We start from the raw sequence: 23,775 nt of genomic DNA, 5'->3' as shown, positions 1-23,775 counted from the left end.
GCGATCGAAATTCTCATCCAATCTGGGGCAATGCAGGTCAGACTAGTAAATGTGCCCCAGATTCAATGAGAACGGACAGAGATCAAATTCGCCGGCGTGGCGCGTCCCGGTTGACCGGTTGATCACATCGCCATACACCAGATCTGCGGAGTCGTGTTCGTAAATGAAAGCCGCCACCCGGGCCAGCGTGTCGGGTTCGTACAGAACGTCGTCAGCACCCAGGAAAAGCATCCAGGAACCAGTTGCCATGTCAACTCCGCGATTCATCGCGTCGTAAGGCCCGTCATCGGGACCGGAATGAATCACCAGGCGCGTATCTAGCTCGGAGGCAAACGTTTTCGCGATGTCCAGGGTGCCATCCGTGGAACCACCGTCGACCAAGACCACCTCGAAGTCATTCCACGTTTGGCGAACGATGCTTCGGAGGCAGGCGTCAAGCGTCGCCGCAACATGGAACGTCGGAACGATGATGGAAAACATCGGCGCAGTCATGGCGCTAGCCCCTCAATCAATCGTTCTGCCGGAAAAAGATACCGTCCGCCTGCAACATTTGGCCATCCCGCGGATCCACAAAGCACGGCAACAAACCCGTTAGGGTAAACCCCATGGAATATACGAGATCAAGCGCTTGGTTGATAAGCATTCCGCCCTCGTACAACGGCAGGAACGACAACTCGAGTTGCAGGCCGGCGCAGCGATCGTTGATCGTTGATTCGCCGCCGGCGAGAACGTGCTGCTCGAATCCTTGGACGTCAATTTTGAGAAAAACCTTGTCATTCGGCCTTAAAGTTTCCGACGCCACCGCATCCAGTCGATGTATTGGCACCTCTTCGGTACCAACATAGTTTGCCGGTGGGTATGCGTCCCGATGGCTCTTCAGCATCGGCAAGACAGAGCTACTCTCGCCAGCATTGCCTGCAACGTTTACGGTTATCGTTCCATCGGTATCTCCCAGCGCGCAACGTCGGATATCCCATAGCGGATCCTTTGATGCGTTGCTCTGAAGCCGCGAAAATGGTTCCGACAGGGGCTCGAATGAGATCAATCGACCTGGAAACCCTGCCTTGCGGAGACCGGCGGCATATTGTCCCGAGTTAGCGCCGATATCAAATACGACATTTACTTGGTGGGATTCAAGATGCCTGACGAATTGTCGTTTTAGATCCCGGTCAGAATAGGAACGTGACAGCTGAAGTGCGACGCCACGTGCGATCAAGCCGGCCCGACTCAGTAATTCCATTCTGCGACACTAACACGCGAATATGTCAGACGAATAGATTCCCCGACAACGGAACCATCGATGTCATTTCCGCACCGCACCGGCGTTGGCGCGATACCACGCCACCGTTGCCTCGATGCCCTCTCGCAGCGTGATCCGGGGCAGCCAGCCTGCCTCACGCAACACCGAGATGTCGAGCACCTTGCGGGGGGTACCGTCGGGTTTCGTTGAGTCCCACCGTGTTTCGCCTGTATAGCCGACTGCTGCTGCGACCATTTCGGCGATCTCCCTGATGGTGTGGTCGATACCGGTTCCGACGTTGACGTGCTCCGGATTATCGAAGTTTTCCAGCAGGTGCAGGCACGCACTCGCGAGATCGTCGACATGCAGCAATTCGCGCCGCGGCGTTCCAGTCCCCCAGTTCGTCACCTGCGCCGCACCAGTGGATTTGGCTTCCTCATACCTCTGGATGAGCGCCGGCAACAGATGCGAGTTCGTCGGCGAAAAGTTGTCACCGGGCCCGTACAGATTGGTGGGCATCGCCGAGATCCAGGCCAGCCCATGCTGTCGCCGCACCGCCTGGACCTGAAGGATGCCGGCGATCTTGGCGATCGCGTAAGCATCGTTGGTCGGCTCCAGGGGACCGGTGAGCAGTGCGGACTCTTTGATCGGTTGCGGAGCGAATTTCGGGTATATGCAGGAAGACCCGAGGAACAGCAGCCGCGGCACCCGCGCGGTGACGGCAGCATCGAGCAGATTGACCTGGATCTGTAGGTTTTCGGACAGGAAATCAGCCGGATAGGTGTTGTTCGCCATGATGCCGCCGACCCGCGCTGCCGCGTCGATCACCAGCTGGGGGCGGACGCTCAGGATGAAGTCAAAGGTCGCGGCCCGATCGGTCAGGTCGAGTTCGGCGTGCGACCGCACCACGATATTGGTGAAGCCCGCTGCCTGGAGGCCGCGCAACAAAGCGGATCCGACCAGACCGCGGTGTCCTGCAATGTAAACGGGTGCTGTCCGGTCGAGGACGGCGGCTGATGTACCCATCCCCCCGCTCAGCCCCAACCCGCTAGGGCCGGCTTGTCGATCCAGGGCTTGCCGTCGCACGCCAATGCCGCCATGTCCGCGTCCACCATGATGCGGGCGAGCTCCCCCGTGTGGACGGATGCCTTCCAGCCGAGCGACTGGGCAGCTTTGGTTGCATCGCCGATCAGCGAATCCACTTCGGTGGGGCGCAGATAGCGCTCGTCGAACTTCACATACTGCTCCCAGTCGAGGCCGGCGTGCTCGAATGCGGCCTGAACGAACTCGCGCACGCTGTACCCGCGCCCGGTCGCGAGAACGAAGTCATCGGGTTCAGCGGCCTGCAGCATCCGCCACATTCCCTCGACGTACTCGGGTGCGTAGCCCCAGTCGCGAACGGCATCAAGGTTGCCCAAATATAGATCCTCCTGCACGCCGGCTTTGATGCGAGCAACCGCCCGGGTGATTTTTCGAGTCACGAATGTTTCACCACGCCTTGGTGATTCGTGATTGAACAGGATGCCGTTGACCGCAAACATCCCGTAAGCCTCGCGATAATTGCGCGTCACCCAGTATGAGTAGACCTTTGCCGCACCGTACGGTGAGCGCGGATAGAACGGCGTTTGCTCGTTCTGAGGTGGCGGTGACGCGCCAAACATTTCCGAGGACGACGCCTGATAAAACCGGCAATCCACTTTGGATAGGCGAACGGCATCAAGCAGGCGCATCGATCCCATGCCGGTGGTGTCACCAGTGTGCACCGGTTCGTCGAAACTGACCCGGACATGCGACTGGGCCGCGAGGTTGTACACCTCATCGGGCTCTATGGTGCTCAGCAAAGTCACCAGGCGGGTGCCATCGGTGAGGTCGCCGTAGTGCAGGAACAATCGCGCGCCCGCTTGATGGGGATCGACATACAGATGATCGATCCGTGACGTGTTGAAGGTCGAAGCCCGGCGGATCAATCCGTGTACTTCATATCCCTTGGCCAGCAGCAGTTCGGCGAGATATGAACCGTCTTGCCCGGTGATTCCGGTTATGAGCGCTCGCTTCACTGAATTCCCACTTCTGTCTGTGCATACTCGTCACCACACGCCCGGCGTCCCACCATCGCGGCCGTCTCACTCCGCGTTGTGCTGCACCAGCGGGACGTCGCTTCGCTTCATACCAGATGTCGAAGCTCGACGCACTCAGATCCCGAGGTCACGCGCGAACCCACCGCTGCCTGGCGGCGACGTGGTTTGGGCGCGCGGGCAAAGTAATCCGCCGCGTGCTGGTTGCCAACGTAACCGGTCTGACCAGTGACGGTGTGCGCGACACGACGGCGTCAAGATGGACCCGCAACCTCGCCCTGCGGTACCCAGAGTCGCGTCCCTCGGGACGAAGCATGGGCTAGACTCCCCCGCATGGCGAACGATTTCGTCCCTGACATGCCCTCGGTGCGCCGTGGCGCTGAGCGCTGGATGTGCTCCCTCGCGCAGACCGAAAGAACCTCGCCGGTGGCAGCCGTAACGGCACGTTGTATCGCTGACGGCAGTCTATAGCCCGGGGACCCGACTCACAGCGATGATTCACAGGTTCTGCGTCAGCCACACGAAGCCTTTATTGCCCGACAGTTGGTATGACGACTGCATCGCACTTGGCGATTTCCAACCCGACTCCGCATCCCATGTAAGCCAACTTGATCAGTTTTGGCACGAGGCTCGACCGATGATCTACGGTAGCGCCGGAACGTATGTCCTCCCGATCGCAATCGAGAAATTTGCCGGCGCTTCCGAGCTCATTGAAATTTGTTCCTACAGAAAAAGAATCCTACCTTCGCCGGAAGGAATAGAATCCGCAGTATATGGCGGGATGAGAGAGCTGGACTTCGGGACATTTGAAAAAGCGACCGAATTATCAGTATTCACACCTAAACCTGGCCTGGAATTTCTAGTTGCCGCACCTTTATTTCTCGGCAAATCGGCGGTCGAGCATTATGTGCGGGAGCAAGTAATTGACCGGAGAGATGTTCTTGACTACACGTCGATAGCGATTGAGCTCGGCGTACTGGATTCCGACTCTGCATCAGAATTCTTGGCCACAAAATATTGCGTTCCCGGAGGCGTTGAACTCGGGATATTCCCGAAGTCGTGGATAACACTTCAGCTGTCAAAAATGGAGCTTATTGGCAGGCGGTTCCTGTGTCTTCACGGTGATCGCGTACGAAAATATAAGATGCGTAAAGTACGGACGGTCGCATTTCTCGCCGAGTGTCTTGGGTCTTTTCTCCTCCTTGGTCATCTCAAAGAACAATATTCAAACAACATTCCTGCCGATATATTTGGGTATTTGATTGTGGGAGTAGAAGGTAACTCAAGATACTCCCTTGGAGTAGGGTAACTCGAGCTACGCCCCTTGGATAGGGGTTGACGTCGCAGGAGACACTCAGGAGGGTTTGATTGAGAGCGCTCATCTGCGGCATTTCAGGCCAGGACGGCGCGTATTTGGCGCGCCTGCTCCTCGACAAGGACTACGAGGTCTTCGGCACGTCGCGCGACGCACAGATTGGTACCTTCGCGAACCTGACGCGCCTGGGAATCCGCGACCGCGTGAACTTGGAATCCATGGCCACCAATGACTTTCGCAGCGTGCTAAATGTACTGCGTGAGACCGACCCCGAAGAGATCTACAATCTGGCCGGACAAAGCTCGGTTGGCCTGTCGTTCGAGCAACCGGTGGAGACCCTCGAGAGTGTCGCACTCGGAACGATCAATCTGCTCGAAGCGATCCGGTTCCTCGATAAGCCCATTCGGTTCTATAGTGCCGGCTCGAGCGAATGCTTCGGGGACACCACGGGTGGCGCGGCGAATGAAGAGACGCCATTTCGTCCTCGCAGCCCTTACGCCGTGGCAAAGAGTACCGCGTATTGGCTCGTCGCGAATTACCGGTCCGCCTATGGACTACACGCCAGTACCGGCATTCTGTTCAACCACGAATCCCCGTTGCGACCCGAGCGCTTTGTCACGAAAAAAATAGTCGCGGCGGCGGTCCGCATTGCTGGGGGCGATAGGTCGCGTCTTACCCTGGGCAATATCGAGATCAAACGAGATTGGGGATGGGCACCTGAGTACGTCGATGCGATGTGGCGAATGTTGCAGCAGCCCAAGGGGTCTGACTTCGTGATAGCCACAGGCGCGAGTCATACTCTCGAGGAGTTCGCGGCGACTGCGTTCAGCCAGGTGGGGCTCGACTGGCGCGAGCATACGGATCTCTCCAACGCTCTGAAACGTCCTTCGGATCTCGCCGAAGGACGCGGCGACGCCTCTCGGGCTCAGGAAATCCTCGGGTGGTCAGCCACTTACCAGATGAGCGACGTTATCAAGGCCATGGTCGAGGCCGAGTCCGATCGGACAGAGCGCCCATGAAAGTCGCCTTCGACCACCAAATCTTCTCCTTCCAGCCGTACGGGGGGGTTTCTCGCTATTTCTTCGAACTGGCTAATCGTCTACCCGGCAACGGCGCGACAGAGGTTTCCGTTGTAGCCCCCTGGCACGTCAATAAGTACCTCGCGGAATCCGGCCGCCACTTCACCCGCGGCAGGTACGTGAACATACCGCCGTATACGATCGGCGGAATATCGGTTATTCCCATGGCAAATCAGCTCGTCGCACCGTGGTCGTGGCGGGGAACGAACGCCGACATCGTGCACGAGACCTACTTCTCCCCCAAGCCCGTCGGTAAGGGCCGGCGCCGCGTCGTGACGGTGTACGACATGATCCACGAGCTACTGCCCGCAGAATTTCCCGACGCCAAACGGATGACCGCAGCCAAACGCGCCGCGGTCGATCGGGCCGACCATGTGATCTGCATTTCTGAGAACACGCAGCGGGACCTCGTGCGCATCTACGACGTCGACCCGGAAAAAACGAGCGTCGTCCACCTCGGCTACTCAATGACCGCAAGCGCCAACGCCACAACGACGCAGGAAGATCGCCAGAAGACCGCGCCCTTCTTTCTCTATGTGGGAAATCGCCGGGGCTACAAGAATTTCAGCGCCCTGCTGGCGGCTTACGCCAGCTCCCCCACATTGCGCGAATTCGAGTTGATTGCATTCGGCGGGCCTCCGCTGCTGCCCGGCGAGCAAGAAGAGATCAAAGCACTGGGGATTGCCGATCGGGTCCGATATGAATCCGGATCAGATCAAAAGCTGGCTGCCCGTTACCGGGCGGCCGCCGCGTTCGTCTGTCCCTCCAAATACGAGGGATTCGGGCTTCCCCCGCTCGAGGCAATGGGTCATGGCTGCCCGGTCGTGTGCAGCAATGGCGGCTCGATTCCCGAAGTAGTTGGCGACGCGGGCATCTATTTCGACCCGAACGATCACGAAGAGTTGCGGGCGGCTCTCGAACGTGTGGCTACGACGGAGGAATTGCAGGCGGATCTCCGCGCACGGGGATATACGCGCACAGCCGCGTTTCCCTGGGACAAGTGCGCGGCCGATACGGCACAAATCTATCGACAAATCATCTGATCGCATTCATTTGTCGACTGTTGTTAACGAGCCCGCCATGCTGAGCCCAAATCGCTAGCTGTATCAAAGGGATTCTCGGCGAGTAGGTTGGCGCGAACGCGATTAATATCGGCTAGTGCGCGTTGATCTTCGCTACCTGGCAAACCACCATGAAGATCACAAACCAGCCACGCTATGCTCGATCATGGGGCGATCTGATCGAGCCTCCCCCGCGACGCACTCAGCCGCAACGACATTGGCTGCCAACAGCGTAGTCCTGCGTTAAGCTGAATCACGGGCAACTCAACACGCAAATGAGGGTGTGGCAATTGTGAGACTTGTTCTGAACCTTTCTCCCTCGGCTCTCCGTCATCCATTTCGTGGTCGACGCAAAATGCTAAGGACGCTAGGACCAGATCTTGCATCAATGACCACTTGGCCGGCGGACACCGAGCTTCAGGGTGAATTGACTGAGGCATCCAATCACAGTCAGGGGATAGGTAAATTAACGCACTACTTGCCGATCTACGACTCCACAATCGATCGAACAAAGCCAGTCCACATGTTGAAGATCGGCAGCTTCTACACGGACTCGGTACGGATGTGGCAAGAGTATCTCCATCCCGACTCGCATATTGTAGGTGTCGACACTAACGCGAAACTTTTGAAGATCGCAAATCCGAAAGGCATTCATGCCCGCATCGCCGGTGAAGAAGAAAGTGAAGACTTTTTGAAAGAAGTGGCCACTGAATTTGGCCCGTTCGACATTATTGTGGACACCGGTAATCACACGAGCTCTCACATGGTGGAGTCCTTCCGTTGTTTGTTCGCGAATTTTTTGAGCGATGAAGGCGTCTACATCGTCGAAGACGTTTTCTGCGACTATCGAAAGTTCTATCGCGATAGCCGCACCTCATTCATCGACTTCGTCAGGGCGTTGATCGATGCTATGCACGCTCACTACCAGGTCACTACCAGCGATACCAACTTTCAACTCGGGCATGCGGATCGAATCCCGGAAGTTTTAGTGCCAGCGATTACACCGATTTTGGGTGCTATTGAGATTTACGATTCCCTTGTGGTTGTGCGCCGTGCCGCCCGCGGCCTGACGCGAGGCACCCACCGGACCTAAGTAGCGAGCCAGACGCGCCGTGGCACAGTGAACTAGGTGCGGCGCTGTAGACCCGGAAGTAGCCGACGGAGCTGTCGAGAGGTACACCAATGAAAGCCGTACTGTTGGCCGGCGGGTTTGGTACCCGCCTCAGTGAAGAAACCGCGATCCGCCCCAAACCCATGGTGGAGATCGGCGGACGGCCGATCCTCTGGCACATCATGAAGCTCTACTCTCACCATGGTATTCACGATTTTGTGGTTTGTTGCGGTTACAAGGGATACGTGATCAAGGAATACTTCGCCAATTACTTCCTACACATGTCGGACGTCACTTTCGATATGTCCGCAAACAAGATGGAAGTCCACCGGCACCACGCCGAACCCTGGCGAGTGACGCTGGTGGATACGGGTGAGAGCACGCTGACAGGCGGGCGCCTCAAGCGAGTGGAGTCCTATATCCGGGATGATGAGGCATTCTGCTTTACGTATGGTGACGGGCTCAGCGACGTGAACATCGGCGCAAGCATCGAATTCCACCGCCAGCACGGCCGCCACGCGACGGTCACCGCGGTGCTCCCGCCGGGTCGCTACGGGGCCATCGAGTGCGACGGCAACCGGGTCACGGGGTTCTCCGAGAAACCGCGTGGCGATGGCGGCCTCATCAACGGTGGTTTTTTCGTCTTGTCTCCCGCGGTACTCGAGTACATTGAGGGCGACCAGACCTCGTGGGAAGGCCCACCCTTGGCTCGTCTCGCTGCCGACGGCGAAATGATGGCCTTTGAACATTCCGGCTTCTGGCAGCCCATGGACACGCTTCGGGACAAGAACATGCTCGAAGAACTCTGGATTAGTGGCGAAGCGCCGTGGAAGTGCTGGCGTTGAACGCTTTCGAGACTGCCTATCGTGGCCGGCGCGTCCTGGTTACCGGTCATACGGGTTTCAAGGGCAGTTGGCTGTGTCTGTGGCTACATACGCTGGGTGCCGAGGTTGTTGGGCTCGCCTTGGACCCGCCGTCCGAGCCCAGCCACTGGGACCTCTTGAAGCTGACGATCCAGGACCATCGCCTCGACATCCGCGACGAAGCGGCCGTCCGCGGGGTTTTCGCCACCGCCAGGCCCCAGATCGTATTCCATTTGGCGGCACAGCCTTTGGTTCGTCGCTCCTACCGCGAGCCGATCAACACGTGGGCCACCAATGTGATGGGCACCGCGCATGTACTCGAGGCCGCCCGCCAATCACCGGACGTGCGTGCCATCGTCGTCGTCACGACCGACAAGTGCTACGAAAACCGCGAGTGGCCCTGGGCGTACCGAGAACGAGACCGCCTGGGAGGCCACGACCCCTACAGCGCGTCCAAGGCCGGCGCCGAGTTGGTGGCCGCGAGCTATCGGACCGCGTTTCTGCACCAGCCGTCGGCACCGCTGCTCGCAACGGCCCGGGGCGGCAACGTAATTGGCGGCGGTGATTGGTCCGAGGACCGGTTGATTCCGGACCTGGTGCGTTCGGTTGCCGCCGGGGAGCCGCTCGTCATTCGCTCGCCGCACGCCACGCGACCCTGGCAGCACGTATTGGATTGCCTCAGCGGCTATCTGCTGCTGGGTCAGCGACTCCTCGCCGGCGATGCTGACTGCGCCGAGGCGTGGAACTTTGGACCGGACGGCGAAGGAAACCGGACCGTCGATCGGGTGCTCCACGATCTGGCGCAGACCTGGCCGCAACTGCGCTGGCAAGTGACATCCGCTCCTCAGCCGCACGAGGCGGGTTTGTTGCAACTCGACAGCGCCAAGGCGAGGATGCAGTTGGGGTGGCGTCCGGTGTGGAAGCTCGAGCAGGCAATCCATCACACGGCCAACTGGTATCGGCTCCTGATGGAATCGGGTGCACTGCCGAGCACCGACGAACTTGCGGCCTACGTCGCCGATGCGGCCAGCGCGGGATTGGGTTGGGCGACAACATGAAAATCCTCGATACGCCGCTGACCGGCCTCAAGATTGCGCGGTCGGTGCCGCACCGGGATGCCCGCGGCGCCTTCATCCGCCTCTTCTGCGCCGAGGAATTGCGGCCCGTGCTGGGTCAGCGCCAGATCGTGCAGATCAATCACTCCCGAACCAGCAGCGTCGGCGCCGTGCGCGGCATGCATTTCCAGCACCCGCCGCACGCGGAGATGAAAATGATCCGGTGCCTTCGCGGACGGGTCGTGGACGTCGCGGTCGACGTACGCGCCGGATCCCCAACGTTCTTGCAGTGGCACGCCCAGGAACTAGCCCAGGACGACGCCCACATGCTCGTCATCCCTGAGGGTTTCGCGCATGGTTTCCAGGTCTTGGAGCCCGATAGCGAGTTACTCTACCTGCACACCGCGTTCTATAACCCGCCCTCCGAAGGCGGGCTACGGCACGACGATCCGCGGCTCGCCATTACCTGGCCATTGCCGCCGCAAGACCTGTCGCCCCGTGACCTTTCCCATCCGCTAATAAGTGCCAATTTCACCGGAGTCGCGTTATGAAATGCCGACACTGCGGCATCGCGTTGGAGCACAGCTTTGTGGACTTGGGCTTTGCGCCCCCCTCGAATGCCTATGTCTACGCCGAGGAGCTGTCCAATCCCGAGGTGCACTACCCACTGCGGGTGAAGGTGTGCCACCGCTGCTGGTTAGTGCAGACCGAGGACTACGCACAGGCTGAGGACCTGTTCAGCGCCGACTACGCCTACTTCTCCAGCACTTCGAGCAGTTGGCTCGAACACGCGGCCGGTTACGCACGCATGATCACCGACCGGCTACATCTTGGGCCCGACAGTTTCGTAATCGAGGTGGCCTCGAACGATGGCTACCTTCTGAAAAACTTTGTGGCAGCGAGAATTCCCTGCCTGGGAATCGAGCCAACGGCGAGCACGGCCGCGGCAGCCGAGGCGCTGGGCATCCCCGTCATGCGGGAGTTCTTCGGCGAAGCGCTGGGGCGCCAACTGAAGGATGAAGGACGGTCGGCGGATCTGATCGCGGGCAACAATGTGTACGCGCACGTGCCCGACATCAACGACTTCACCCGAGGCTTGGTTGCCGCGCTCAAACCCGATGGCACTGTCACACTTGAATTTCCGCACCTTGTGCCATTGATCGAGCAGACCCAATTCGACACGATCTACCACGAGCACTTCTCCTACCTGTCACTCACCACGGTGGCCAGCATCTTTACCGAGGCCGGCTTGCGCGTGTGGGACGTCGAGGAACTGCCTACCCACGGCCATAGCCTGCGGGTGTATGGGTGCCACACCGAGGCGGCGATCGTCACAACGGAGCGTGTCGCGGCGGTGCTCGCGCGCGAAGAAGAGTTCGGGGTGAGTCGGCTGGAGACCTACACCGAGTTCCAGAAGCGTGCCGACCGGGCGAAGGACGACCTGGTGGCCTTCCTGATCGAGCAGAAGCGTGCCGGCCGACGAGTGGCTGCCTACGGGGCGGCGGCGAAAGGCAATACCTTGCTGAACTACGCCGGTGTCAGGCCCGACTTGTTGCCTTACGTGTGTGATGCCGCACCATCCAAGCAAGGGAAATTCCTGCCGGGAAGCCATATTCCGATCCGAGCGCCCGAGGCGCTGTGGGAAAATTCGCCAAACTACGTGGTGATCCTGCCCAGGAACATCGCTAAAGAAGTGCGGACGCAGCTCAAAGATCTTGCCGAGGGAGGCGCGATTTTCGTGACGGCGGTTCCTGAATTGAGCTTCCTGTGAAGCCCCGTATCGCGTACACCAAGCCATCGATCACCGATCTCGAGGTGCGCTACGCCACCGATGCCGCCGCCAACGGCTGGAGCGAGCAGTGCTATGCATACATCGGCCGCTTCGAGATCTCGTACAAGGAGCATCTCGGTATCAAGCACGCGATCGCCGCCGCAGCGCCGATCGTGCCCCTGGGGGCCAAGCCCTTCCTCGTCGACATCCTCGCCTGGCCATGACTGTCGCCGTGACCGGTGCTACCGGCTTTGTCGGCCGGCAGGTGCTCAGGGTGTTGCTCGATCGCGGCCAGCGCGTACGGGCCGTGGTTCGCGACGGCAGCGAACTACCCACATCGGTGGATGTGGCCACAGTGAATGACCTGTTCACGACGGACATCTCCGACTTGTCTGAACTGTTGGCCGACTCGGACACACTTATTCATCTGGCCTGGTACGCCGAGCCCGGCAAATATCTACAATCCCCACAGAACATTGAATGCCTCACCGGCACAATGAAACTGGCCAAGGCATTTCGCGAAGCCGGGGGTAAAAGATTCGTCGGTATCGGCACCTGCGCTGAGTACGACACCGCAGCAGGCGTGCTAGCCACTACCACCCCACTGGCACCCACCACCCTGTACGCGGCGTGCAAGGCGTCGGCCTACATGACGCTGAGCCACTACTTTGATGTCGGCAGCTTCGCATGGTGCCGGATCTTCTATTTGTATGGCGAGGGTGAAGATGAGCGTCGCCTAGTTCCCTATGTGCGCCGGCAACTCACTGCGGGTGAAGAGGTCCTGCTGTCGCGTGGGGACCAGGTCAGGGACTTCATGGACGTGAAAGACGCAGCCCGCATGATCGTGGACACCGCGCTGGGTGACCGCCACGGCGCCGTCAACATCTGTTCAGGGCAAGGAATTACAATACGCGAACTCGTGGAAAGCATAGCCGACGAGTACGGGCGTAACGATTTGCTACGTTTCGGCGCCAAGCCTGACAATGCCTTTGATCCTCCGAAAGTCGTTGGTGTGCAATGAAAGAGATGGCGACATGGGAATGACAGGCATGCGCGTCGTAATCACCCAGGCTATCTTGACGACTAGCGAAGACTGAAGCTAATTTGATGGTCGGTGCACACAAGGAGCAGAACGATAACCGTTGCCTCACAGCTCTTTCGTGTGCCATCTCATGGAGTGGCGCATAATGCCTCGAAGCTACGATTACTCCACACCAAGACTTGCTTGAACCCCACGACCGCCGTGACGCTGATTGCCGTCATAGCTGCGGTGGCGTTGACGACCCCGAGCAACACTTGGGCAGCTTTCTCTGCTGCGGATTCGGCCACGGCTTGTGATCGGTGTTGTGAGGGGATCACCGGCTGCACCAATGACACCGAGATGGACAGCGACGACGGCTTTGGTGCGTCACTACCGGCTCGAATCACCGGTGTCTCGGGCAAGACACTGAAAATCGACACAAGTATCATCCTCTGCGGCGGGCTCGGCTCTCGACTCCGCTTGAGCTGGGCGCTTGAATCACCTTTAGGAGCATGAACGTGACCGAACACACTCAGACAGAACATCAGCGGAGCGTGGTCGAGAATGTGGAGGCTCTCGCCAAAGACCAAGAAATCGCCCGCCTGTCTTCCGAATGGACCGACCGAAGCGTTACGCGCCGCTACACCTACAACTTCGAGTGGCTCGGTCGGCCGATCATCCAATTACCGCAGGACATGGTCTGCCTGCAGGAGTTGATTTGGAGGGTTCAGCCAAGTGTGATCGTCGAGACGGGAATCGCGCATGGAGGTTCGTTAATCCTTAGCGCTTCCATGCTCATGCTTCTCGACATGTGTGACGCGATCATCAATGACACAACTCTTGACGTTCGGGCTCCCAAACGGCAAGTCATCGGCGTCGATATCGAGATACGGCCTCATAATCGGGCTGCGATAGAAGAACACCCGACGTATCGATACATTACGATGATCGAAGGGTCCAGCATTGACGCGAACATAATTCAACAGGTTCACGATTTGGCGCGCGGCGATGGTCCCGTGCTCGTCTGCCTCGACAGCAACCACACGCACGAGCATGTCCTTGCTGAATTGTCGGCCTATGCACCTCTTGTCACGCCGAATAGTTATTGCGTGGTGTTCGATACCGTTATCGAGGACTTGGGTGCGGACAAGTACCCAGACCGGCCGTGGGGTCCAGGTAACAACCCGAAGACGGCAGTCTGGGAATTTCTCAAATCGCATTCCGAGTTCGAGATTGACCGCAAAATTCCGCAAAAATTGCAATTAACCATGGCGCCCGACGGGTATCTGCGCCGCCTGCCCTAAGGCCGCCAACGGAATTGGGACAGTAGGACCGATCTTCCCAAACGGTCGGGGGAGCGCACTGGTTTGCGTACTGCCAGGGTCGCACCAACCGCGCGACGGCAAACGGCGAACGCCTCTAAGGGCCATTATCCGGTCGGTGTCCGAGGCAAACCACCGCCGAACTTCGCCCGGGGGCCGACGCACCGGACATAATGGCCTCGGGCGTCGCTGACCGCACGAACCGGAAAGGGAGGATTCGTCGTGAAATTTGCTCTGGCGAGCTACGGCACCCGCGGCGATATTGAACCCAGCACCGCCGTGGGCCGCGAACTGCAGCGTCGAGGGCATGAGGTCCGGTTGGCCGTCCCGCCCAACCTGGTAGGTCTCGTCGAGTCGGCCGGTCTTGATGTGGTCCCTTACGGACCGGATCAGCAGCAAGGGTTCTGGGACGTGGATTTCCTCGGCAAGTTCTGGAAGGTCCGGGAGGTGATCGACTCGTGGCGCCGTACTCAGGACCTACTGCAAATTTCGTTGGGCGAGATGAGCGCGACGCTGGTGGCGCTTGCCGACGGAGCCGATCTAATGTTCACCGGCCCTGGTTTCCCCCAGGTGCCCGCCAATGTCGCGGAATATCACGGTATTCCGCTGGCAACCATGCATTACTTTCCGATGCTGCCCAACGGTCAGCTCTCACCAGGCGTTCCGGCACCGCTGGTACGTACCGCGATGAAAATGCTGGATTGGCCGCAACGGTTCGTGACGAAGAAGGCCGAGGACGCACAACGCCGGGCGCTGGGGCTGCCGAAGGCAACCGGTCCCGCACCGCGACGGATCACCGCACGCGGATCGCTAGAAATCCAGGCCTACGACCAGGTGTGCTTCCCGGGGCTGGCATCCGAGTGGGCTAAATGGGGGGATCAACGGCCGTTCGTCGGCACGCTGACGATCGAGATGGCGACGGACGCCGACGAGGACGTCGCATCGTGGATCGCCGCCGGACCGCCGCCGATTTTCTTCGGCTTCGGAAGCACCACCGTCAAATCCCCCGCCGCAACAGTCGAGATGATCGGCTCGGCCTGTGCGCAGCTGGGCGAACGCGCACTGGTGTGCTCCGGCTGGAGCGACTTCAGCGACGTGCCAGAGTCCGACCACGTCAAGGTGGTTGGCCCGGTGAACTATGGGACGGTATTTCCGGCCTGCCGCGCCGTCGTGCACCACAGCGGCGCCGGCACCACAGCTGCCGGGTTGCGCGCCGGGGTCCCTACGCTCAGCCTGTGGAGCTTAGGCGATCAGAGGATCTGGGCCGGCCAGGTCAAACGACTAAAGGTGGGCACCGCGCGGCCGTTTTCGGCGACTACGCAAGAAACACTAGTAAAGGACCTGCGCGAGATCCTCGCCCCCGACTATGTCAGCCGAGCCCGCGACATCGCCACCAGGATGACCAAACCCGCCGAAAGCGCCGCCAAGACAGCCGATCTCCTCGAGAATTTCGCCCGCGTACCGGCCGCGAAGAACTAGCTGATGAAATTTGCCCTGGCGAGCTACGGAACGCGCGGCGATGTCGAGCCGCCCGCTGCCGTCGGCCGCGAACTGCAGCGCCGAGGACACGAGGTGGCCCTGGCGGTCCCGCCGGGATTGCTGGACTTCACCGAGGACGTGGGGCTGACGGCCGTGGCGTATGGGCCGCCGATCGAGGAATTCCTGGACGAGGATTTCCTGCGCAGCATGTGGACGGATTTCTTCCGCAGCGCGTGGACGATCACCGGGCCGATCAACGTGGTGCGCAAGGTCTGGGAGCCCATCATTGTGCACTGGGCTCAGGTGAGTTCGACGCTGATGTCGCTGGCAGACGGGGCCGACCTGCTGTCCACCGGCATCAATTTCGAGCAGGCCGCCGCCAATGTGGCCGAGCACTACGACATTCCGTTGGCCACCCTGCATCACTTCCCGATGCGGGCCAACGGCCAACTGGTACCGACCATGCCGGCGCCGCTGGTCCGCTCCTCGATGACGGCGATCGAATGGCTGTTTTGGCGTACGACGAAGAAGGTCGAGGACGAGCAGCGCCGCGCACTGGGCCTGCCGAACGCGACGGCTCGCTCACAGCGTCGCATCGCCGACCGGGGATGCCTGGAAATCCAGGGCTACGACGAGGTGTGCTATCCGGGGCTCGCCGCCGAATGGGCGAAATGGGACGGCCGCAGACCCTTTGTCGGTGCGCTGACAATGGAATTGGCCACCGATGCCGACGACGGGGTCACGTCGTGGATCGCTGCGGGCACGCCCCCGATCTGCTTCAGTTCGGGCAGCATCCCGGTCGAGTCTCCGACCGAACTGGTGGACATGATCGGCACGACGTGCGCGCAGCTGAGTGAGCGAGCGTTGGTGTGTTTCGGCGGCACCGACTTCACCGACGTGCCGCATCCCGACCACGTCAAGTTGGTGGGCCCGGTCAACTACGCCACGATTTTCCCGAGCTGCCGTGCAGTGGTTCACCACGGTGGCTCGGGCACCTCCGCCGCGAGCATGCGCGCGGGGATTCCCACGCTGATCCTGTGGAGTTCGGCCGACCAGCCGTACTGGGGAGCCCAGGTGAAACGACTGAAGGTCGGTGCTGCCCGGCGCTTTTCGTCTGCCACGCAGGAAACGCTGGTCGCGGATCTACGTGAGATTCTGGCCCCGCAATACGCCACCCGCGCCCGCGCACTCGCGACCCGAATGACCAAACCCGCCGAAAGCGTCGCCCGCGCTGCCGATCTTCTAGAAGATGCCGCCCGCAGAAATGCGTCCGCCTGAGCGCGTTACCGTGCCGGCTTGATCAGCACGCCCTGTCCGGTGGGCAGCGCACAGATCACCACACCGAATTCTGCCGCCAACGCATCCATCGCGGCACGCTGCTCGTCACGCCCCCGATTCGCGTAGTCGTCGAGGAGCACAAAGGCACCCGGCGTCAGCCGTGGCCAAAAATGGCGCAGCGCCGCGACTTCGGGTGGCGCACAGTTCATGTCGATGTGTAGGTAGGCAACCGTCTGCGCTTCGACCTGGTCGAGGGTTTCCGGAACCGCACCCACGATGATGCGCTGGTTTTTCCACTGGGCGAAATTGGCGCGGACACCCTCGACTCCGCTGACATACATGCCGTTGCGCAGCTTCAACTGGCTTCGCTCATACTCACCGGACTCGCGTTCGGCCTCTGTGACGAAGCGCGAATCGATTCCGGCGAACGTGTCGAGCAGATAGAACGTTTTGCCCAGGCTGTCCCAGTCGAGGTACTCCATGATGGCGCTGCTCAAGAACCCATAGCTGACGCCACACTCGACGAAATCGCCGTCCAGCAGGCTCGCGCTCTTGGCCGCCCAGAGCCCGACGTGTACCCGCCACTGCCACTGATACCAGTCCTGGTCGGGCAGCGCACGCGCGCCACGTTTGTAGGCGCGCTGGAAGGCGGGGTCGTCCAGGAAGGCGTCGTTGTGGAAGCTGATCAGGCCGTCACTTGCGTAGACGTCGGGTAGTACCTTGCGCGCGAGCCAATACTCACCGCGCACCCACCACATCAGCAGGCGAGTCTTGACGTCCAGACCGTTGGCCACGGCGGCAACCATAACATTGGCGTCTACCTTAGCTCCGGCGTATGGGATGGGTTCACCGCCAACTTGGTTGACCAATTGCGTTGCACTGGATAGCGCAAACACGTTCTTGGGCATGGGTTTACGGCGAACGGCGATTGCCGTTCGTTGATTGGGAAGCTGCTAGGGCCGCGTGGTGGTTACGGCTTGCGCCACAGCACACCGGTGCCGTCGATTTCCTCGATTTCAGCGGTTATTCCGTGCTTCTCACGGTAGTCGGCCACCGCTTGCTCGCACGCTTTCAGGGCATAGTAGTCGTCAATGATGCAAAACCCGCCGGACGTCAACCGCGGATAGAGCGCATCGAGGGCCTGAATCGTCGACTCGTACAGATCGCCGTCGAGCCTTAGCACCGCAATCTGCTCGATCGGTGCATCGGCCAACGTGTCCTTGAACCAGCCGGGGACAAAATCGACCTGCTCGTCGAGCAACCCATAGCGTTCGAAATTGGCCTTGACCTGCTCCTGCGAGACTCCGAGGATGCTCGCGTGCCGGTGCAGCTTGATTCCTTTATCGGCTTGGTAATTCGCCGTATCCGGCGGAGGTACGCCGGCGAACGAATCGCACAACCACACCTTGCGCGTCCGATCTCCGTACGCCGATAGAACCGCGCGCATCAAAATCGAAGCGCCGCCACGCCATACGCCGCACTCGACCAGATCGCCGGGAACGCCGTCGGTGAGCACCGTCTCGACACACTTCTGCAAGCTGGTGAGTCGCTGCATGCCGATCATCGTCAACGCGTCCGCCGGCCAGTCCAGGCCCCGGTCCCGCGCATAAGCGTTGAACGGGTATTTACGCACCAGCATGAAGTTGCGGGCGTTGAAAATCGGCCGCCCCAGCCGGTACCACCCGACCGGCACCAACTCATCCTGACCATATCGGGTGAGGTCGCGACGGAGCAGGTCAAGGTACGCCGACCGTGCGTCGGTATCAGTCACGGTCAAACGGCCCTCTTCTCGCATACCACTACTCCCAATCATGGAGCCTAGACGCCGTTCGACGTCACCAACGCGTTCCACAGTCTTCCGCCAACTCCCCCGCTCAACCGGTCCGATCCCCGACAAGGGCCCGAGACCGTACCAACCCCCACAGCATGTTAACTGAGTAGCAGGCACCTGGCCGCCGAATCGAGGTGTGAAGTGCGACTTCGGCCGCCTACTCGAACGCACCCGCATCGCGGGAGCGGCACCGAGGCGCCCGCCGATCACGCAAAACGGCCCGAATGGGCGAAGCTTTCCAGCAGATCTGCCGCGCGCGTGACACTGTCCTCGGCCGACGTCATATGGGTTGCGAGCGCCCGCGCCTTGGCAGCGCATTCCGGCGTGAGGATCTGCCGCAGGTCCTCGATCAGCGTGTCCTTGGTGGTGAGCGAAAACTTCCGGGCCGCACCCACTTTCAGGCGTCTGAGGTGGCCACCCCAGAACGGCTGATCGCCCGCCGTCCACAGGATCAGCGTGGGGACCCCGGCGCGCAGGCCCGCGGCCGTGGTGCCGGAGCCGCCGTGATGCACCACCGCACGGCAACTGGGGAAGACTTTCGCGTAATTCACCGCGCCGACCACCTTGACGTGATCGAAATGCGGTACCTCGCTGAAGTCTGCCCAACCGGCGCAGATCAAGGCCCGCTCGCCTAACTGCTCGCAGGCCGCGGCGATCATCTCGACGGTGTCAGCCGGGGTTTCACTGACCGGCATGCTGCCGAAGCCAAAGCAGATCGGCGGCGTTCCGGCGTTCGCCCACGCCACGACATCGTCGTCGATATCTGTGGTGAGTCCCATCGTCAAGGCCCCGACAAACGGGCGGCGCTCGCCCCATTTCGCCCACTCGGCGGCCAGCCCGGGGAAACACACCTGGTCGTAGGCCTGCAGTTCCAAGGACCCGCGTTGGGCAATCCGCTTGGGCGAGGCGCAGGTGGTCTTCGGCAGGCCGAGCTTACGCCGCTGGGCGTCCTCTGCCTTCTTGTTCATCCGCCAGACCATCCAGTCATACGCGGCCATACCGGTGCGTACCAGTGGGGCCGGCAGGTTCGGGATGAGCTGGCCGTTGGGCCGCATCGGGATGTAATGCAGCACCGCCAAAGGGATGTCGTAGTACTCGGCGACGTTGGTCGCGAGGTCCTGGTACAGCTGGCCGGTGAAGAGCACGTCCGCCCCGGCCGTCAGCGCCGTCAGGGTCTCGCTCATATCCGTCCAGGACCGCAGCACGGGCTCCCACGCTTCGCGCACCAAGTCGATCGGACCCTTGATGGTCCAGAACGTGCGGCGGAACCTCGACCAGAAGTTGCGCAGGAACTCGTCGTCCCAGAACGCCTGCATATCCGGTCCGTAGGCGACCGCCTCAAGTCCGGCCGTCTCGGCCAGGCCAAGGAGATTGGGCGGGATGGCCATGCGAACTTCGTGGCCTCTGCGCAACAGTTCGCGCCCAGCAGCCAGCGAGGGCTCGACATCCCCCCGGGTTCCGTAACATGCCAGAGCAAATTTCATCGCGAGGCTAGACCTATCACTTCCCGTCGACCTAGGCAAGCCCAGGCGAGCGCGTTTACTCCTGGTTCACGTCGGCTTTTGGCTGTCCCGAACAGCCGCAAATTTGCCGTTGCCGCGAACGCGTCAGCGTTCGTCGGTAATGAGTTCGGATCGATTATCAGACACCGTGATCGGAAGGCTAATCGTTGTCGGCAAACTTGATATTCAAAGACGGCGAGCCGCGAATGAAAGCGCAGCGAAGAAATTCTGGCGAATGAAGCAGAACGCAGGCGATTGCCCCCGCGTAATTCGCGGCTCCATCCCGGATTACGCAAGGTGCTTCGCGCGGGCAAAGTCTTCCACCAGATCTGCCGCGGCGCTGACGCTGTCGGCGGGTTTGGTCATCCGGGTGGCAAGCTCGCGGGCTCTCGTCGCGTATTCCGGGTCAAGGATGCGGCGCAGATCCGCGACCAGTGATTCGCGGTTGGTGCTCGAGAAACGACGGGTGGTCCCCACTTTCAGCTTTTTGAGCTGGGATCCCCAGATTGTTTGGTTGGGGTCCATCGAAAGAATCAACGTGGGAACGCCCGCCCGCATGCTTGCCGCCGTCGTGCCCGAGCCGCCGTGGTGCACGACGGCGCGGCAGGCGGGAAAGACCTTCGCGTAGTTCACCGCGCCCACCACCTTGACGTGGTCGGGAAGCGCAACGCCGCTGAAGTCGCTCCAGCCGGCGCACACCAGTGCCCGCTCACCCAACTCCGCGCAGGCCGAACTGATCATCTCGATCGTGTCGGCCGGAGATTCCACCGCCATGCTGCCGAAACCAAAGCAGATAGGCGGTGTGCCGGCGGTGATCCAGGACACGACCTCGTCGTCGACCTCAGTCGTCAGCTCCATCGTCAGCGTGCCGACGAACGGTCGCTGGCCGTTCCACTTCGCCCATTCGTCCGCCAGCCCGGGAAAGCACGCCTCGTCGTAGGCCTGGATTTCCAGGGATTGACGCCGGGCGATGCGTCCCGGGGAAGGTCCGGTTGCCTTGGGCAGTCCGAGTTCGCGGCGCTGCGTGTCTTCGACCTTCTTGTTCAGCCGCCAGCAGAACCAGTCGAACGCCGTCATCGAGTAACGGGCCAGCGGCGGCGGCAGGAACGATACGACCTGGTTGTTGGGCCGCATCGGGACGTGATGCAACGTAACCAGCGGAAGGTCGTAGTACTCCGCGACATTGGCGGCGGTTTCCTGGTAACTCAGCCCGGCGAACAGCAGGTCAGCACCCTCGGCCAGCGACACCAGCGTCGTGTTCATCTGGGTCCAGCACTCGTCGCTGAGCTCCCACATCTCGTGCCACAGCCGTCTCAGCTGCCGGACCCGCCAGAACCTGCTGAAGAAGGACGTCCACAGGTTGCGATACACGTCCAGCCAGGTCCGCGTGTCCAACCCGTAGGAGACCGCGGGAAGACCGGCCGTCTCGACGAATCCCATCAGGTCGGGCGCGACGGCCATTTGCACGTCGTGACCTCTGCGCTGCAGTTCGCGTGCGATAACGAGGGAGGGCTCGACATCGCCTCGAGTTCCGTAATTCGCCAGCACGAATTTCATTGCGAAATCAGGCCTTTAGGTTTGTGTGGCGTTATGGCTTGCGCCAGAGCACGCCGGTGCCGTCGATTTCTTCGATCTTGGCGGATATCCCATGCTTGTCGCGGTAGTCGGCCACCGCCTGCTCGCACGCTTTCAGGGCGTGGTAGTCGTCGATGATGCAGTAGCCGCCGGACGACAAGCGCGGGTAAAGGGCGTCGAGGGCCTGAATCGTCGATTCATACAGATCGCCGTCGAGTCGCAAGACCGAAATCTGCTCGATCGGAGCGTCTGCCAGCGTGTCCTTGAACCAGCCGGGGATAAACCGGACCTGATCATCGAGCAAACCATAGCGCTCGAAATTCGCCCGGACTTCCGCCTCCGGAACGCCAAGGATCTTCGCGTGGCGGTGCAGCTTGATCCCTTTGTCGGCCTTGTAGTTCGCGGTGTCCGGGGGCGGTACACCGGCGAACGAATCGCACAGCCACACCGTGCGGGTCCGGTCGCCATACGCCGAAAGCACCGCGCGCATCAAGATCGAAGCGCCGCCGCGCCATACGCCGCACTCGACCAAGTCGCCGGGAACCCCGTCGGCCAGCACCGTCTCGACACAGTGCTGCAGGCTGGTCAGCCGCTGCATGCCGATCATCGTCAAGGCATCCGTCGGCCAATCCAGGCCGAGGTCCCGCGCATGCTGGTTGAACGGGTATCTGCGCACCAGCATGAAATTGCGGCTGTTGAACAGCGGCCGCCCCAAGCGGTACCACCCGACCGGCACCAGTTGATCCTGACCGTATCTGGTGAGGTCACGACGGAGCAGGTCGAGATACGCCGATCGCGAATCGCATTCAGTCGCGGTCAAATCTGCCCCCAATTTCCCATACCTTTAACTCCCATGTGTCAACCGGTTGTTCAGCCTAGACGCCCGCCGAGGGCGCCAACGCGTTTCGCGGTTTTCCCGCAGGCCGCCGAGGCGAAACCAGCCACCACCGAGGTAGTCGCGACGTCGGCGTCCACGCCCCCAGCTAACGGCCCCGCAGCGTGTGGAGTCTACCGTCAATCGTCGGTCGAACTAGCGCGTCCGCTCGAGCTTGCCCAGACCGGTGATCTCGAGACTGACCGACTTCCGCGACCCGGCCGCGCTGAGCAGGAAAATCACGTCACCTATCGGAGCACCAAACCAAAATCGCCAGAACGGCTTTCGTAAGAACTTCACGGCGAAGCTGCCCTCGCCGATCAGCCAATACACCGGTATCGCGACCATGCGGTAGAAGATGCGTTTCCAACGGGCGGTGACCATCTCGAGATTCATCTCCATCATCTCGAGACCCCACGCCCGGTATTGCCATTCCAGCTGATAGCGAGACTGAAACTCGAAGAACGCCCGCATTTCGCCGTTGGTGACGAGGTACTCGTCGAAGACCAGGATCGACCCCGCAACGAAGTGCTCCTTGCACGTCTCCAACGCGTGCAGGCAACTCTCATAGGTATCCAGGTCCATGTGAAAGAGCCTGATCGGCGCATTCGGCCGGTCGGCCAAAAACGGCGCGAGCGTGTCGTAGGTGCTGCCCTTGATGAACTGGACTTTACGGCCGAGGGCGTCGGGCACGCCGTCGTGGAAAGTGACTCCGGTGTCTTGCATGAACCGTTGCGCAAACGGATCCGACAAGGAGAACGTTCCGCGCTTGACGACATGGTCCTCGAGTTTCCAGTCCTCAACCAGACCCTCGAAGCTGTCGAAGCCGTAAACCATTCGGTCGCTGGCATCGGATATCAGCCTCGTCGACCAGCCGATCCAGACGCCGAGGTCGAGGATCAGTTCGTCGGAGTCGCCCAGGGCCGGCCCGGCCAAGCCGGACGCCTCATTCAGCAATGTGTGATTTCGAATTCGGCGCCGCCGCAAATCTTTCATGCTCCGGCGAACGAAATCACCGTAGGCGTCGTCATAAATCGTCGTGTCCCGCGCATATAAATTGGGAATGTAGCGATCCCGCCCCGGACGAACAATGCGTGCGCCTACCAGCAACACCAGGAGTACACCGATCGGGATGAGGAGAGCCGGCACGAAATAGCATGCCGCAGCTACGACGAGCGCAGTGCCAAAGAGCACCGCTTTCCACAGACGATGAACAGCCGTCCGCTCCACGTCTCGCCTGTCAACCCCAACGCCCACCGGTTCACCTCCCTGTTCTGGCTAGACTAAGGCGAATCGCGTCAAGTTATTGAATGAACCACACGA

General features: G+C 60.7%; 22 protein-coding genes and 1 pseudogene. 13 read left to right on the top strand and 10 right to left on the bottom strand.

Annotation, left to right across the window (positions count from 1 at the left end):
* Nucleotides 1–51: 51 nt before the first annotated feature.
* The 4 genes and pseudogenes from ACAG21_RS21220 to gmd form a co-directional block, all read right to left on the bottom strand.
* Nucleotides 52–480 (bottom strand): annotated as a pseudogene (locus ACAG21_RS21220) (glycosyltransferase); the annotation flags it as partial.
* 28 nt (nucleotides 481–508) lie between these two features.
* Entirely contained in the window at nucleotides 509–1,240 is a 732-nt protein-coding gene (locus ACAG21_RS21215) for an FkbM family methyltransferase (RefSeq protein WP_370498225.1), read from the bottom strand.
* 63 nt (nucleotides 1,241–1,303) lie between these two features.
* Entirely contained in the window at nucleotides 1,304–2,266 is a 963-nt protein-coding gene (locus ACAG21_RS21210) for a GDP-L-fucose synthase family protein (RefSeq protein ID WP_370498224.1), read from the bottom strand.
* 8 nt (nucleotides 2,267–2,274) lie between these two features.
* A complete protein-coding gene (gmd, locus tag ACAG21_RS21205) occupies nucleotides 2,275–3,297 on the bottom strand; it encodes a GDP-mannose 4,6-dehydratase (RefSeq protein WP_370498223.1) in 1,023 nt (340 codons plus the stop codon).
* 655 nt (nucleotides 3,298–3,952) lie between these two features.
* On the opposite strand from gmd, the gene ACAG21_RS21200 reads away from it, so the two are divergent.
* From ACAG21_RS21200 to ACAG21_RS21140, 13 genes are all read left to right on the top strand, one after another.
* Nucleotides 3,953–4,624: a hypothetical protein gene (locus ACAG21_RS21200; RefSeq protein ID WP_370498222.1), complete on the top strand. Its 672-nt coding sequence runs from the start codon at nucleotides 3,953–3,955 to the stop codon at nucleotides 4,622–4,624.
* A 59-nt stretch (nucleotides 4,625–4,683) separates the two neighbouring features.
* Nucleotides 4,684–5,649 carry a GDP-mannose 4,6-dehydratase gene (locus tag ACAG21_RS21195; RefSeq protein WP_370498221.1) on the top strand — a complete coding sequence of 322 codons (966 nt, stop codon included), beginning with the start codon at nucleotides 4,684–4,686 and terminating at the stop codon, nucleotides 5,647–5,649.
* Nucleotides 5,646–6,752, top strand: coding sequence for a glycosyltransferase family 4 protein (locus ACAG21_RS21190; protein ID WP_370498220.1), 1,107 nt, complete (start codon nucleotides 5,646–5,648; stop codon nucleotides 6,750–6,752). The genes ACAG21_RS21195 and ACAG21_RS21190 overlap by 4 nt, the downstream gene beginning before the upstream one ends.
* Nucleotides 6,753–7,158: 406 nt before the next feature.
* On the top strand, nucleotides 7,159–7,863 hold the full coding sequence (locus tag ACAG21_RS21185; RefSeq protein ID WP_370498219.1) for a class I SAM-dependent methyltransferase: 705 nt from the start codon (nucleotides 7,159–7,161) through the stop codon (nucleotides 7,861–7,863).
* A gap of 89 nt (nucleotides 7,864–7,952) precedes the next feature.
* A complete protein-coding gene (gene rfbF / locus ACAG21_RS21180) occupies nucleotides 7,953–8,726 on the top strand; it encodes a glucose-1-phosphate cytidylyltransferase (RefSeq protein WP_370498218.1) in 774 nt (257 codons plus the stop codon).
* Nucleotides 8,708–9,802 carry a CDP-glucose 4,6-dehydratase gene (gene rfbG, locus ACAG21_RS21175; protein WP_370498217.1) on the top strand — a complete coding sequence of 365 codons (1,095 nt, stop codon included), beginning with the start codon at nucleotides 8,708–8,710 and terminating at the stop codon, nucleotides 9,800–9,802. Before rfbF ends, rfbG begins: the two co-directional genes overlap by 19 nt.
* Complete coding sequence (locus ACAG21_RS21170) at nucleotides 9,799–10,350, top strand: dTDP-4-dehydrorhamnose 3,5-epimerase family protein (protein WP_370498216.1); 552 nt, start codon at nucleotides 9,799–9,801, stop codon at nucleotides 10,348–10,350. Before rfbG ends, ACAG21_RS21170 begins: the two co-directional genes overlap by 4 nt.
* Nucleotides 10,347–11,570 carry a class I SAM-dependent methyltransferase gene (locus tag ACAG21_RS21165; RefSeq protein ID WP_370498215.1) on the top strand — a complete coding sequence of 408 codons (1,224 nt, stop codon included), beginning with the start codon at nucleotides 10,347–10,349 and terminating at the stop codon, nucleotides 11,568–11,570. Before ACAG21_RS21170 ends, ACAG21_RS21165 begins: the two co-directional genes overlap by 4 nt.
* On the top strand, nucleotides 11,567–11,794 hold the full coding sequence (locus ACAG21_RS21160) for a hypothetical protein (RefSeq protein ID WP_370498214.1): 228 nt from the start codon (nucleotides 11,567–11,569) through the stop codon (nucleotides 11,792–11,794). Before ACAG21_RS21165 ends, ACAG21_RS21160 begins: the two co-directional genes overlap by 4 nt.
* Nucleotides 11,791–12,591, top strand: coding sequence for an NAD-dependent epimerase/dehydratase family protein (locus tag ACAG21_RS21155; protein ID WP_370498213.1), 801 nt, complete (start codon nucleotides 11,791–11,793; stop codon nucleotides 12,589–12,591). Before ACAG21_RS21160 ends, ACAG21_RS21155 begins: the two co-directional genes overlap by 4 nt.
* A 512-nt stretch (nucleotides 12,592–13,103) precedes the next feature.
* Nucleotides 13,104–13,895 carry a cephalosporin hydroxylase family protein gene (locus ACAG21_RS21150; protein ID WP_370498212.1) on the top strand — a complete coding sequence of 264 codons (792 nt, stop codon included), beginning with the start codon at nucleotides 13,104–13,106 and terminating at the stop codon, nucleotides 13,893–13,895.
* 240 nt (nucleotides 13,896–14,135) lie between these two features.
* Complete coding sequence (locus tag ACAG21_RS21145) at nucleotides 14,136–15,392, top strand: glycosyltransferase (protein ID WP_370498211.1); 1,257 nt, start codon at nucleotides 14,136–14,138, stop codon at nucleotides 15,390–15,392.
* A gap of 3 nt (nucleotides 15,393–15,395) precedes the next feature.
* Nucleotides 15,396–16,670 (top strand): glycosyltransferase, encoded by a 1,275-nt coding sequence (locus ACAG21_RS21140; RefSeq protein ID WP_370498210.1) that lies wholly within the window; start codon nucleotides 15,396–15,398, stop codon nucleotides 16,668–16,670.
* A 5-nt stretch (nucleotides 16,671–16,675) separates the two neighbouring features.
* Here the strand turns inward: ACAG21_RS21140 and ACAG21_RS21135 are convergent, their stop codons facing one another.
* The 6 genes from ACAG21_RS21135 to ACAG21_RS21110 all read right to left on the bottom strand — a co-directional run bounded on the left by ACAG21_RS21135 (nucleotide 16,676) and on the right by ACAG21_RS21110 (nucleotide 23,709).
* The gene (locus tag ACAG21_RS21135) at nucleotides 16,676–17,476 is read right to left on the bottom strand and encodes a class I SAM-dependent methyltransferase (protein WP_370498209.1); all 801 of its coding nucleotides are present in this window, start codon (nucleotides 17,474–17,476) and stop codon (nucleotides 16,676–16,678) included.
* Between the two features lie 164 nt (nucleotides 17,477–17,640).
* Complete coding sequence (locus ACAG21_RS21130) at nucleotides 17,641–18,447, bottom strand: TylF/MycF/NovP-related O-methyltransferase (RefSeq protein ID WP_370498208.1); 807 nt, start codon at nucleotides 18,445–18,447, stop codon at nucleotides 17,641–17,643.
* Between the two features lie 260 nt (nucleotides 18,448–18,707).
* Nucleotides 18,708–19,985, bottom strand: coding sequence for a glycosyltransferase (locus ACAG21_RS21125; RefSeq protein ID WP_370498207.1), 1,278 nt, complete (start codon nucleotides 19,983–19,985; stop codon nucleotides 18,708–18,710).
* A gap of 306 nt (nucleotides 19,986–20,291) precedes the next feature.
* The gene (locus tag ACAG21_RS21120) at nucleotides 20,292–21,560 is read right to left on the bottom strand and encodes a glycosyltransferase (RefSeq protein WP_370498206.1); all 1,269 of its coding nucleotides are present in this window, start codon (nucleotides 21,558–21,560) and stop codon (nucleotides 20,292–20,294) included.
* A 31-nt stretch (nucleotides 21,561–21,591) separates the two neighbouring features.
* Nucleotides 21,592–22,398: a TylF/MycF/NovP-related O-methyltransferase gene (locus ACAG21_RS21115; RefSeq protein ID WP_370498205.1), complete on the bottom strand. Its 807-nt coding sequence runs from the start codon at nucleotides 22,396–22,398 to the stop codon at nucleotides 21,592–21,594.
* 210 nt (nucleotides 22,399–22,608) lie between these two features.
* A complete protein-coding gene (locus tag ACAG21_RS21110) occupies nucleotides 22,609–23,709 on the bottom strand; it encodes a class I SAM-dependent methyltransferase (RefSeq protein WP_370498204.1) in 1,101 nt (366 codons plus the stop codon).
* Nucleotides 23,710–23,775: the final 66 nt, after the last annotated feature.

This window comes from Mycobacterium sp. pR1184, assembly GCF_041287235.1.
GTDB lineage: Bacteria > Actinomycetota > Actinomycetes > Mycobacteriales > Mycobacteriaceae > Mycobacterium.
Note: the sequence above shows the minus strand (reverse complement) of the source record. Positions and strands in the feature narration are given on the sequence as shown.